This is a genomic window from Amycolatopsis sp. NPDC057786 (genome assembly GCF_042797905.1).
Taxonomy (GTDB): Bacteria; Actinomycetota; Actinomycetes; order Mycobacteriales; family Pseudonocardiaceae; genus Amycolatopsis.
Window position 1 is genome coordinate 20,193 of the sequence record NZ_JBHVKW010000098.1, and the last position, 12,449, is coordinate 32,641.

The following is a 12,449-nucleotide window of genomic DNA, read 5'->3' on the forward strand; positions in this document are numbered from 1 at the left end:
CCGTGGATTCGGACGAACAGGTCAAGGTGTCCACTTTGGAGGCCTACGCGGACACGATCCTGCCGGGGGAGAAGCGGTTCCCCGGCGACCACGCGATCGCCGGCGCGGCGGAGGGGCCGGGCGCGGTCGCCGCGGGCGCGCTCGAACTGCTGCACACCGACGCGACCGGGGTGACCGTCGGGCTGCCGTATCTGGCGCAGTCCCTCAACGAACACGCGAAGGGCTACGCCAAGGAGCACGACCTCACCCTCGACGGGTCGCTGCCGGCGTTCGTCGCGCTGTCCTTCGAGCACCGGACCGCGCTCGTGCGATCGCTGACCGCGCCAGGGCATCCGGAGAAGGACGGCTGGGTGAGCCTCGCGTTGTTCTGCAACATGTCCTTCGACAGCGCCGCGCACAAGCACACCGCCGAAGCCATCGCCGAGGGGCACCCCGGTCTGCTGGCGATGGGGTACACCGCGCCGGACGAAGACGGGCTGTGGCGGTTCCCGAAGTTCTCCTATCGCCGCGAGCTGGCGCGGCTCCACCCTGACACGACACCTTCCGGGAGCCCGGCATGAACGCCTACGACAAGACCGACGTCGTCATCGTCGGCAGCGGGTTCGGTGGCTCCATTCCCGCCTACCACCTGGCCGCGGGCGGGGCGAAGGTCACCGTGCTGGAACGCGGGCCGTGGCTGGAGACGAAGGATTTCGAGCACGACTATCTGCTCGGCTCGTCCTACACCCGTGCCTTCGACTTCGTCGTCGGCGACGGGATGAGCGTGCTCGGCGGGAACTGCGTCGGGGGCGGCAGCGTGGTGTACTTCGCCGCGATGCCGCGCGCGCCGAAGTTCGTGTTCGAGCGCCACGGCAGCATCGGTCGTCGCATGTGGCCTTCGGCGATCACGCGGGATTCGCTGGAGCCTTGGTACGACCGGGTTTCGGAATCGCTTCCGGTGTCCAAACAGGACTGGAACGACGTCTCGTACGCGGGCGGGCTGTGGGCGGCGTTCTGCGACCACTCCGGCCGGACCGCCAACCCGGCGCCGGTCGCGGTGGACAACGACCGGTGCGTGAACTGCAACTTCATGATGGCGGGCTGCCGGTTCGACGCGAAACGCTCGCTGCTGACCAACTACCTGCCCGCCGCGCTCGCGCACGGCGCGAAGATCCGGCCGTTGCACGAGGTCCAGCGGATCGAGCGGATCGACGGCGGCGACTATCGCGTGCACTTCAACATCGTCGACGACGAGGACTACCGCCTCCAGTCCGGCAGCGGGACGATCGACGCGAAGATCGTGATCATCGCCGCGGGCGCCGGCGCGACGCCGGTGATCCTGCAGCGTTCGGAGGCGGCGCTCGGCACCATGCCGCACGGCGTCGGCCGGTACTTCTCGGGCAACGGTGAGCGGCTCAACACCGCGATCATCAACGAGGAGCGGGTCCGCGAGGTGCTCGGACTGTCCCGTGAGGACGGGAAGGTCTACGAGGCCAACCACATCGGCAAGGGCCCGACCGTGGCGAACTGGGACAAGCTCGACGGTTCGCTGCCGGAGTACGAGCGCTACTCGCTGGAGCAGCTGTACTTCCCGCCGGGACTCGGCACGATCCTGGCGCAGGTGCCCGACGGCGACGAACCGCGCTGGTTCGGGGCGCAGAAGAAGGAGATCCTCAAGAAGTGGGCCTCCTGGCTGACCATCTTCCTGATGACCGAGGACGACAACGAGGGTGTCTTCGGCACGCCGCCGCCCACCGGCAACGCCTACCGTATCTCGCAGCAGATGCTCGGCCGCGGTCCGCTGAAGTACGACCCGACGCCGAACACCCGGCACGGCTGGGCGCTGGCCGACGCGGAGTGCAAGGAGATCCTCGAGAAGGACGGCCTGGCGAAGGTGTCGCCGTGGACCAACGACGTCGTCGGCGCGTATACCGTGCACCCGCTGGCGTCGTGCCGGATCGGGGACGACCCGAAGACCTCGGCGCTGCACCCGAACCACGAACTCCGCGACCACCCCGGGATCTTCGTGACCGACAGCGCCTCCGTGCCGGGCGCGCTGACGGTGAACCCGGCGATGACGATCGCGGCGCTGGCCGAGCGTTCGGTGCCGGGTATCGTGCGGGCGCTGCAGGCACGCGGTGTCGACGTCACCTACGGCGCTCCCGCCCCGGACGGCTCCATCACCGGGCGGCGCGCGGTGAGCAAGCTGTCGCTGGTGGCCGGGACCTGATCATGGCGCCTCCGCTGGTGAAGCTCGCGCTGCGGCGTGCGGTGAACGAAGTCCGGTACGTCCGGCCGGTGCCCTTCGGCCGGGCGACCGGGCTAGTGCGTGACGTCTACGGGCAGCTGGAACGCGACTTCGGCATGCTTGCCCCGCCGGTGGCGCTGCATTCGCCGTCACCGGCGGTGCTCGCGGCGAGCTGGGTGATGCTGCGGGAATCGCTGGTGGCGAAGGGAGAGACGAGCCGGGCGGACCGGGAGGTCGTCGCGACACTGGTGTCGCGAGAGAACTCGTGTCCGTACTGTGTCGAGGTCCACGGGATGGCGCTGGACTCGCTCGGGCGCTCTTCGGCGGCATCGGCGATCGTCTCGGGGCGGCCCGTGGTGGACCCGCGTGCGGGGACCTTGCCGTCGAGCGCCCGTGCGGAGCTGACCGCGGTCGCGTTCGCGTTCCACTACCTGAACCGGGTGGTGAGCGTGTTCCTGGGGCCGTCGCCGCTGCCTTCGTCCGTGCCGGATTCGGCGCGTTCCAAGGCCAAGGCGGTGCTGGGGCGGTTACTTCGTCCGGTGGAGGGAGCTTCGCCGGGGGAGTCGTTGGGGTTGCTCCCTCCGGGCTCGGGGGATTTCGGCTGGGCCGCGGGCAATCCGTTGCTCGTCGACGCGTTCTCCCGTGCTTCGTCGGTGTTCGGCGCGCTGCCGGTGTCTCCGGCCGTTCGGGAGGTCGTGGAGCGAGAACTGTCCACATGGGACGGATCGCCGCCTGGGCTGAGCCGATCCTGGGTCGATGCGTTCGACGATCCAGGGGTCCGGTTGGCTTTGGTGGCGGCCAAAGCGCCTTTTCAGGTCGACGATGCTCTGGTCGCGGCCGCGGGGCTGGCTGATCGAGAGCTGGTCGAGCTGGTGGGGTGGGCGAGTTTCGCGGCCGCCTCTCGGGCTGTTTCGGTTGCGCCGCTTCGGGGTCGGTGAGGCTGCGCGGTCGGTGTCGTGTTGCGAAAGCCACTTTCCCAACGTTCAACGTTGCGAAAGTGGCTTTCGCAACGTCATGGGATCGACGTCGGGCAATCGCAAATACCGGCGCGTCCTGGTCAACAACCAGAGAGAAGACTTCGCGCCCACCGCCGGTTCATGCTTGACCGGACTGCGCGAACGGACGGCGGCCGCGGTTCTGGGGACAGAGCCCGGCGCCGGGACCGGATTCCGTGACTTGAGTCTTGAGAGCTAGGGGAGTGCGGTGGCATGAGCGTTGAGCGGATTTCGATTGTCGGTATCGGTCTCCGATACCCGGACGCCGGTTCCCCGGAAGAACTGTGGGAGAACGTCCTCGCCGGCCGCAGGGCGTTCCGGAGACTGCCCGACGAGCGGATGAACCGCGAGGACTACTACTCGCCCGACCCGAAGGCGCAGGACCGTTTCTACGCCCAGAAGGCCGCGGTCCTCCGCGACTGGGAGTTCGACCGGATCAAGTACAAGGTCGCGGGCAGCACGTTCCGCTCGACCGACACCACGCATTGGCTGGCGCTCGACGTCGCCGCGCAGGCACTGGCGGACGCGGGGTTCCCCGAGGGCGAGGGGCTGCCGCGGTCCGCCACCGGCGTGGTCATCGGCAACAGCCTGACCGGCGAGTTCTCGCGTGCCAACATCATGCGGCTGCGGTGGCCGTACGTGCGCCGCACGGTCGCGGCGGCGCTCGCCGAGCGCGGCTGGGCCGAGAGCGACACCGCCGCCTTCCTCCACGACCTCGAGGCGCAGTACAAGGCCCCGTTCCCCGCGATCGACGAGGACACGCTCGCGGGCGGGCTGGCGAACACGATCGCCGGCCGCGTCTGCAACTTCTTCGACTTCGGTGGCGGCGGGTTCACCGTGGACGGCGCCTGCTCGTCGTCGCTGCTTTCCGTGGTCACGGCGGCGAACGCGCTTTCCGAGGGTGACCTCGACGTCGCCATCGCGGGCGGTGTCGACTTGTCGATCGACCCGTTCGAGGTGATCGGTTTCGCCAAGACCGGCGCGCTCGCCAAGCGGGAGATGAAGGTCTACGACGCCGACTCCAACGGGTTCTGGCCCGGTGAGGGTTCCGGCATGCTCGTGCTGATGCGCGAAGAGGACGCGATCGCGCAGGGCAAGCGGATCTACGCCAGCATCGGCGGCTGGGGCGTCTCCTCCGACGGCAAGGGCGGCATCACCCGTCCCGAGGCGTCGGGTCACCGTCTCGCGCTGAAGAGGGCCTACGACAAGGCGGGTTACGGCGTCGAGACCGTTTCCTACTTCGAGGGCCACGGCACCGGGACCGCGCTGGGCGACGCCACCGAGATCGAGGCGCTCTCCACCGCCCGCCGCGACGCCGACCCGCTCGCCGACCGCGCCGCGCTGAGCACGATCAAGGGCAATATCGGCCACACCAAGGCCGCGGCGGGTGTCGCCGGGCTGATCAAGGCGACGCTGGCGGTGTACCACCAGGTCATCCCGCCCGCGACCGGCCACTTCGAGCCGCACGAGTCGCTCGTCGGCGACTCCGCGCGGATGTACGTCCCGACCGAGGCCGGGCTGTGGCCCGCGGACCACCCGGTCCGCGCGGGGGTCTCGGCGATGGGCTTCGGCGGGATCAACTCCCACGTCACCGTCACCGAGGCGCCGGGCGCGGCCCGGCGCAAGGAGCTCGACGAGCGGACCCGTTCGCTGGTCGCCGGGCGGCAGGACAGCGAACTGCTGCTCCTCGACGCCGACGACGCCGCGTCGCTGCGCGGCAGGCTGACCGGTCTGCTGGAAGTCGTGCCGAAGCTTTCGCTGGCGGAGCTCGGGGACCTCGCGGCCACGCTTTCCGCGGAACTGTCCGGGAAACCGGTCCGCGCGGCGATCGTCGCGACCAATCCCGAGGACGCCGAGCGCAAGCTGGCCAAGCTGCTCGACCTCCTCGGCGAGGGGGAGCCGGAGGTCTTCTCCACCGGCGACGGCATCTTCGCGGGCTCCCGTGCCACCGACCCGAAGATCGGTTTCCTGTTCCCCGGTCAGGGTTCCGGGCGCGGTACGGTCGGCGCGCTGCGCAAACGCTTCGCCGGCGCCGACGACATCTACCGCGCGGCGGGCCTTTCGACCGGCGCCGACCAGGTCGCCACCGAGGTCGCGCAACCGCGGATCGTCACCGGTTCGCTCGCCGGGCTCCGCGTCCTGAAGAGCCTCGGCATCGAGGCGCGGACGGTCGCCGGCCACAGCCTCGGCGAACTCACCGCCCTGCACTGGGGTGGCGCGCTCACCGAACGCGAAGTCCTCAAGCTGGCCAAGATCCGCGGCAAGGTGATGGCGACCGCGAGCGACGGGAACGGTGCCATGGCGGGGATCGCCGCCGGGCCGGGGGTCGCCGAGCGGTTCGCCGAGGGCGAGGACGTCGTCATCGCGGGCTACAACGCGCCCGAGCAGACCGTCCTTTCCGGACCGGCGGAGGCGATCGACCGGGTGGTCGCCCGTGCCCGCGCGGAGGGCGTCACCGCCACCCGCATCAACGTCTCGCACGCGTTCCACTCGCCGGCGGTCGTCCCGGCCGCCGAGGCGATGACCGAGGAACTCGCCGCGTTCGACTTCGCCAGGCTCGACCGGCCCGTCGTCTCGACGGTGACCGGTGACGTCCTGCACGCCGCCGAGGACCTGCGCGATCTGTTGCGGGACCAGGTGGTCCTGCCGGTCCGCTTCCGCGAGGCGGCCGCGAAGGTCGCCGAGCGCAGCGACCTGGTGATCGAGGTCGGCCCCGGTCACGTGCTCACCGGTCTGTTCGGCGAGATCGCGCCCGGCAAGCCGGTGCTCGCGATCGACACCGACAGCCCGAAACTGGCCGCGCTGCTGAAGGTCGCGGGCGCCGCGTTCGCGTTCGGTGCCCCGCTGGACACCTCGGCGCTGTTCGACGGCCGGATCGTGCGGACCCTGCCGGTGGACGGGAAGTTCTCGTTCCTCGCCAGTCCGTGTGAGGCCGCGCCGTCCATCGGTGCCGACCTGACCCGTGACCGGGTCGCCGACCCGGCCGAGCCTGCCGAGGCCTCGGCGGGGACGGCTTCGGAAAGCGGTGGCAGCAGCACCCTGGAGTTGCTGCGCAAACTCGCGTCCGAGCGGGTCGAACTGCCGCTCGAAGCGGTCACCGCCGACACGCATCCGCTCGACGACCTGCACCTTTCGTCGATCACGGTCGGCCAGCTCGTCAACGACGTGACCCGTGCGCTCGGCCGCCCGGCGCTGGAGGGCATGCCGAACTTCGCGACCGTCTGTCTCGGCGAACTCGCCGAGATGATCGACGAACTCGCCCAGACCGCGAAACCCGCCGAGAGCAACCAGGCCGAGGTCGCCGGCGTCGGACCATGGGTCCGGCCGTTCGGGGTCGAATACGTGGTCGCGCCGAAGCCGTCGCCCGATCTCACGCCGGGTCTCTCCGCGGCCGAATGGTCGTCGTACGCCCCGGACGGGCATCCGCTGGCGGAGCCGCTGCGCGCGGCACTGGCCACCTCGGGCGTCGGCGACGGTGTCCTGCTCTGCCTGAACGCGGACAGCGACGCCGGCGACGTCGGCCTGTTCCTCGAAGCGGGCCGCGCGGTGCTGGCCGCGCCGAACGGCACGCGTTTCGTCGTGGTGCAGCACGGTCTCGGCGCCTCCGGTCTGGCGAAGACGCTGCGGCTGGAGGACCCGTCGGCCCGCACCACGATCGTCGATCTCGCCGACGTCGACCCGATCGACCCCGAGGCCGTCGAAGCCGCGGTGTCCACTGTGGTCGCCGAGGTCGCGGCGACCACCGACTTCAGCGAGGTCCGCTACGACGCCGCCGGGATCCGCACGGTGCCGAAGCTCGCCGCCCTGGCCCCCTCCGAGGCCGAAGGGACCCCGCTGGGGACCGAAGACGTCCTGCTCGTCACGGGTGGCGGCAAGGGCATCACCGCCGAGAGCGCGTTGGCGCTGGCCAAGGACTCCGGCGCGAAACTGGCGCTGCTCGGCCGGAGCGACCCGGCCGACGACGCCGAACTGTCGGAGAACCTCGGCCGCATGGCGGCGGCGGGTATCACCTACCGCTACGAACGCGCCGACGTCACCGACGCCCGTCAGGTGGCCGACGCGATCGGCCGGGTGCAGGCCGAGTACGGCCCGGTCACCGCGGTGCTGCACGGCGCGGGCCGCAACGAGCCCGCCGCGCTGTTCTCCTTGACCGAGGAGAGCTTCCGCAAGACGCTGGCCCCGAAGATCGGCGGCCTCAACGCCGTCCTCGACGCCGTCGACCAGGACAAGATCAAGCTGCTGGTGACCTTCGGCAGCATCATCGGACGGGCGGGCCTGCGCGGTGAGGCGCACTACGCCACGGCCAACGACTGGATGACCGAACTGACCGTGCGTTTCGGCCAGGAACACCCCCAGGCCAGGGCGATCGCCCTCGAATGGTCGGTCTGGTCCGGGACGGGCATGGGCGAGAAGCTCGGCGTCGTCAGCGCACTGATGCGCGACGGCATCACCCCCATCCCGACCGAGGAGGGCATCGAGATCCTCCGCCAGGTCGTCGGCGACCCGGCCGCCCCGTCGGTACTGGTCGTCTGCGGCCGGACCGCGGGGCTGGCCACCCTGCCGGTGGAGAAGCGCGAACTGCCGCTGACCCGCTTCGTCGACCGGGCCGTCGTGCACTACCCGGGTGTCGAGCTGATCACCGAGGCCGACCTGTCCGCGGGCAGCGACCCGTATCTGGCCGACCACCTGCTCGACGGTCAGCTGCTGTTCCCGGCGGTGATCGGCATGGAGGCGATGACCCAGGTCGCCAAGGCCGCCCTCGGCGCGGAAACCCTGCCGGCGCCGGTGTTCTCCGACGTCGAGTTCCTGCGCCCGATCATCGTCTCGCCGGGCGGGTCGACCACGATCCGGCTCGCCGCGCTGGCCAGGGACGCCGAAACGGTGGACGTGGTGCTGCGCAGCGGGGAGACCGGGTTCAGCGCCGACCACTTCCGCGCCAGGCTGCGGTTCTCCCGGCCGGATCCGCTCGGCGAGACCGTCGTCCGCGACGTCGCGCTGCCGCCCGTCCCGGTCGACCCGACGACCGAGCTGTACGGCACGGTCCTGTTCCAGGGCAAGCGATTCCAGCGGGTCACCGGATACCGGCGGGCCAGCGCGCGGCACGCGGTCGCGGAGATCGCGACCGGCGCCGAGGTCGACTGGTTCGCGCCGTTCCTCCCGCAGGAGAAGCTGCTGGCCGACCCGGGCACCCGCGACGCGATGATGCACGCGATCCAGTGCTGTGTCCCGGACGCGACCTTGCTGCCGCAAGGGATCGAGCGGCTGTACCTCGCCGAACCCGGCGAGCAGGACCCGGAGTACGTGCTCCTCGACGCCCGCGAGCGTTCGCAGGACGGCGACAGCTACCTCTACGACCTCGACGTCCGCAATCCCGACGGGAAGCTGGTCGAGCGGTGGGAAGGGCTGAAGCTGCGCGCGGTGCGCAAGCGTGACGGCGAAGGACCTTGGGTCCCGTCGATGCTCGGGTCCTATTTGGAGCGTTCCGTCGAACGGCTGCTCGGCTCGTCCCGCGCGATCGTCGTCGAACCGGACCCGGTGGGCGTCTCCGTGGAGACCACGCCGGAACGGCGGGCGCAGACGGCACTGGCCGCCGGCCGCGCCGTCGACGCCCCGCTCGAGATCCGCTACCGCCCGGACGGGAAACCGGAGGCCGACGGGGTCGAGGTGAGCGCTTCGCACAGCGCCGATCTCACCCTGGCGATCGCGGGCAGCGGACGGGTCGCGTGCGACGTCGAAACCGCGATCGAGCGGACGCCCGAAGACTGGGCCGGGCTGCTCGGTGAGGATCTGCTGTCGGTGGGCGAACTGCTCGCCGCGGACGCCCGCGAGCCGCTTTCGGTCGCGTACACCAGGGTCTGGAGCGCGCTGGAATGCGTGCGCAAGACCGGGGACATGACGCAGGCGCTCACCGTGCACCGGGTCGACCCGGACGGCTGGGCGGTGCTTTCCCACGGTGCCGCCCGCATCGCCACCTGGGTGACGACCGTCAACGACCGGACCGATCCCGTCGTCTTCGCGGTGCTCCAGGGAGAGGAGAACTGACATGGCCGACTACTACGAGATCCTGCATACCGTCGGGTTCGAAGAGACCAACCTGGTGGGCAACGTCTACTACGTGAACTACGTGCGCTGGCAGGGCCGGTGCCGCGAAATGTTCCTGAAGGAGAAGGCGCCCGCGGTGCTCGAAGAGGTCCGCGCCGACCTCAAGCTCTTCACACTCAAGGTGGATTGCGAGTTCTACGCGGAGATCACCGCGTTCGACGAGCTGTCCATCCGGCTGCGGCTGGAAGAGCTGACCCAGACCCAGGTCCAGTTCACCTTCGACTACGTCCACCTCACCGAGGAGGGCGAGCGGCTGGTGGCCCGCGGAAGGCAGCGGATCGCGTGCATGCGCGGCCCGAACACGGCCACGGTGCCCAGCCGGGTGCCCGAGCAGCTGCGCGAGGCACTGGCCCCGTACGCGGTCGACGGCAAGGGGGAATGAAGTGGGCACGCCGGACGAGCCTTCGCGGCCCGTGCTGAAACGTCTGCCGTCGCCCATCGCCCGTCGCCGGTTGTCCGCGCAGGCCGGGCTGCGGGAGGTGATGGGCCAGTTCGCCACCGGGGTCACCGTGCTGACCGCCGGGGGCGAACGGGCACACGGGATGACCGCCAACGCCGTGACCTCCGTGTCGCTGGAGCCGCCGATGGTGCTGTGCTGCGTTTCCCGCGCGGCCCGGATGCACGAGGCGATCGTGACGGCGGGTTCGTACGCGGTCACGGTGCTGGCGTCGGACCAGCAGGAACTGGCGAAGTACTTCGCCGACTGGCGCCGCCCGGCCGGGCTCGCCCAGTTCGATTCGGTGGACTGGACGGCCGGTCCGCAGACCGGCGCCCCGCTGCTCGACGGTGCGCTGGCGTGGCTGGAATGCGAGCTGGCCGAGGTCTACGAAGGCGGTGACCACTCGATCTTCCTCGGCAAGGTGGTCGGCTCCAGCCGCGGCACCGCGCAGGATTCGCTGGTCTTCTACGGCGGCGGCTACCACCAGATCGACGGCCGGATCCGGGCATCGGCCTGACAGGAGGGAATGTCATGACCATCAACGAATCCGCCACCGCCGCCCGATCGGACGAGACGCCCGCCCCGGCGCGTACGCCCGAGCGGCCGCCGGTGGTGACCACGATGCCCCGGCTCGGACGGGGGGTGTGCTGGCGCGACATCGTGCGCGAGATCGAACTCGACGAACTCGAGCGTGACGCCCGTATGCGGGAGGCGGCGTGAGCCTGCAGGGTGATCCGGGCGCTCAGCGCACGGAGGATTCCGAGGTGGTGCCGCTGCCGGAAGACCGGCTGCGGCGCTCCCGGATCCCGAGGGCGGGCGACGGGCAGGTGATCCCCCTCGCCCGCGGCGCCGAACCGGTTCACCCACCGCAGCCGACGATGCCGTTGCTGCGCGCCCAGCGCGACGAGCTGCGTGAGCATGTCGTCGAGGGGCGGCTCGACGGCGTCCGGCGGCAGCATTCACTCGGGAAGCACACCGCGCGGGAACGGCTGGATCTGTTGCTGGACCCCGATTCCTTCACCGAGGTCGAGCTGTATCGGCGTCATCAGGCGAGCGGGCTCGGGCTGGCGGAGAACCGGCCGTACACCGACGGGGTGATCGCCGGCTCGGGCACCATCGACGGACGGCGTGTATTCGTCTACGCGCAGGACTTCACCGTTTTCGGTGGTTCGCTCGGCGAGGCGCACGCGGCGAAGATCCACAAGGTGATGGATCTCGCGATCGCCACCGGCTCGCCGCTCATCGGGCTCAACGACAGCGGGGGAGCGCGGATCCAGGAAGGCGTCATGGCGCTCAACGGCTACGGCGGGATCTTCCGTCGTCAGGTCGAGGCGTCCGGCGTCATCCCGCAGATCAGCGTGGTGCTGGGGCCGTGCGCGGGCGGGGCGGCGTATTCGCCCGCGCTCGCGGATTTCGTCTTCATGGTGCGCGACACCGCCCGCATGTACCTGACCGGGCCGGACGTCGTCGAGACCGTGACCGGGGAACGGGTCAGCCATGACGAACTGGGGGGCGCGGACGTGCACGGCGCGTCGTCCGGCGTGGCGACCGTGGTGCACGACGACGAGGAGAGCTGCCTCGCCGACGTCCGTTACCTGGTCTCGCTGCTGCCGTCGAACTACCTGGAGCCCGCGCCCCGCGAGCCGGCACGGGACGCGGGCAAGGACCGGAGGCCCAGGTTCGCCGAGCTCGTCCCGGTGGAGCCGAACAAGCCGTACGACATGCGCGACGTGTTCGCGGAGTTGGCCGATGACGGCGAATTCTTCGAACTGCACGAGCGATGGGCGCGGAACGTGCTGTGCGCGCTCGCGCGGATCGACGGGCGCGTGGTCGGCCTGGTCGGCAACCAGCCGGTGGTGTTCGCCGGCGTGCTCGACGGCCCCGCTTCGCAGAAGGCCGCGCGGTTCGTGCGGTTCTGCGACGCCTTCAGCATCCCGCTGGTGACGCTCGTGGACGTTCCCGGCTTCCTGCCGGGTGTGGAGCAGGAGCATTCGGGGATCATCCGGCACGGGGCCCAGCTGCTGCACGCCTACTGCGAGGCGACCGTGCCGCGCGTCCAGGTCATCCTGCGCAAGGCGTACGGCGGCGCGTACATCGTGATGGACTCGCGGTCGATCGGGACCGATCTGTCGCTGGCGTGGCCGACCAACCAGATCGCCGTGATGGGCGCCGAGGGCGCGGTCAACGTGCTGTTCCGCAAGGATCTCGCCGCCGCGGCCGATCCGGACGCGTTGCGCGCGCACCTGGTCGCCGAATACACCGAAGAGTTCATGAACCCGCAGTACTCGGCCGAACGCGGGCTGGTCGACGACATCATCGACCCCGCGGACACCCGGTCCGCCGTCGCCAGGGCGCTGGACATGCTGCAGGACAAGCGAAAGGCGGCGCCCCAGCGCAAGCACGGCAACCACCCGATCTGAACGGGGGAACCATGTCACCGTCCGAAATGGACAGTGCGCCCGCCTTCCGGGTCCTGCGCGGGGACCCGGAAGACGCCGAACTGGCGGCGCTCGTCGCCGTCGTCACCGCGTTGGCCTCCGCCGCGCCCCCGCCCGCCGTGCCGGCCCGCTCCGCCTGGTCGCCTCGAACTCCGGAGACCTGGCGTACCTCGACGCTGCGTTAGAAGACGCGCGAGTCCGTGAAGGCCTCCTTGGCAGACCCAGAGTCCCTCAAGGAGGCCTTCACC

At 70.5% G+C, this 12,449-nt stretch carries 9 protein-coding genes; all 9 read left to right on the top strand.

Annotated features, from left to right (window positions below; genetic code table 11):
• Window positions 1–2 precede the first annotated feature (2 nt).
• The 9 genes from ACFVM3_RS34065 to ACFVM3_RS34105 all read left to right on the top strand — a co-directional run bounded on the left by ACFVM3_RS34065 (window position 3) and on the right by ACFVM3_RS34105 (window position 12,386).
• Window positions 3–560 carry a DUF5987 family protein gene (locus tag ACFVM3_RS34065; protein WP_378444014.1) on the top strand — a complete coding sequence of 186 codons (558 nt, stop codon included), beginning with the start codon at window positions 3–5 and terminating at the stop codon, window positions 558–560.
• Entirely contained in the window at window positions 557–2,209 is a 1,653-nt protein-coding gene (locus tag ACFVM3_RS34070; protein WP_378444015.1) for a GMC family oxidoreductase N-terminal domain-containing protein, read from the top strand. The genes ACFVM3_RS34065 and ACFVM3_RS34070 overlap by 4 nt, the downstream gene beginning before the upstream one ends.
• A 2-nt stretch (window positions 2,210–2,211) precedes the next feature.
• A complete protein-coding gene (locus tag ACFVM3_RS34075) occupies window positions 2,212–3,165 on the top strand; it encodes a carboxymuconolactone decarboxylase family protein (protein WP_378444016.1) in 954 nt (317 codons plus the stop codon).
• A gap of 270 nt (window positions 3,166–3,435) precedes the next feature.
• A complete protein-coding gene (locus tag ACFVM3_RS34080; protein WP_378444017.1) occupies window positions 3,436–9,264 on the top strand; it encodes an SDR family NAD(P)-dependent oxidoreductase in 5,829 nt (1,942 codons plus the stop codon).
• Window position 9,265: 1 nt separating this feature from the next.
• On the top strand, window positions 9,266–9,706 hold the full coding sequence (locus ACFVM3_RS34085; protein WP_378444018.1) for an acyl-CoA thioesterase: 441 nt from the start codon (window positions 9,266–9,268) through the stop codon (window positions 9,704–9,706).
• Window position 9,707: 1 nt separating this feature from the next.
• Window positions 9,708–10,280: a flavin reductase family protein gene (locus ACFVM3_RS34090; protein WP_378444019.1), complete on the top strand. Its 573-nt coding sequence runs from the start codon at window positions 9,708–9,710 to the stop codon at window positions 10,278–10,280.
• A gap of 14 nt (window positions 10,281–10,294) precedes the next feature.
• Window positions 10,295–10,483 carry a DUF6222 family protein gene (locus tag ACFVM3_RS34095; protein ID WP_378444020.1) on the top strand — a complete coding sequence of 63 codons (189 nt, stop codon included), beginning with the start codon at window positions 10,295–10,297 and terminating at the stop codon, window positions 10,481–10,483.
• Between the two features lie 158 nt (window positions 10,484–10,641).
• Window positions 10,642–12,183, top strand: a complete 1,542-nt coding sequence (locus ACFVM3_RS34100; protein ID WP_378444024.1) for an acyl-CoA carboxylase subunit beta — start codon at window positions 10,642–10,644, stop codon at window positions 12,181–12,183.
• A gap of 11 nt (window positions 12,184–12,194) precedes the next feature.
• Entirely contained in the window at window positions 12,195–12,386 is a 192-nt protein-coding gene (locus ACFVM3_RS34105; RefSeq protein WP_378444021.1) for an acyl-CoA carboxylase subunit epsilon, read from the top strand.
• Window positions 12,387–12,449 lie beyond the last annotated feature (63 nt).

Coding starts and splice junctions, on each gene's coding strand:
- ACFVM3_RS34070 (WP_378444015.1), top strand. CDS start 557: ATGAACGCCTACGACAAGACCGACGTCGTCATCGTCGGCAGCGGGTTC.
- ACFVM3_RS34075 (WP_378444016.1), top strand. CDS start 2,212: ATGGCGCCTCCGCTGGTGAAGCTCGCGCTGCGGCGTGCGGTGAACGAA.
- ACFVM3_RS34080 (WP_378444017.1), top strand. CDS start 3,436: ATGAGCGTTGAGCGGATTTCGATTGTCGGTATCGGTCTCCGATACCCG.
- ACFVM3_RS34085 (WP_378444018.1), top strand. CDS start 9,266: ATGGCCGACTACTACGAGATCCTGCATACCGTCGGGTTCGAAGAGACC.
- ACFVM3_RS34095 (WP_378444020.1), top strand. CDS start 10,295: ATGACCATCAACGAATCCGCCACCGCCGCCCGATCGGACGAGACGCCC.
- ACFVM3_RS34100 (WP_378444024.1), top strand. CDS start 10,642: ATGCCGTTGCTGCGCGCCCAGCGCGACGAGCTGCGTGAGCATGTCGTC.
- ACFVM3_RS34105 (WP_378444021.1), top strand. CDS start 12,195: ATGTCACCGTCCGAAATGGACAGTGCGCCCGCCTTCCGGGTCCTGCGC.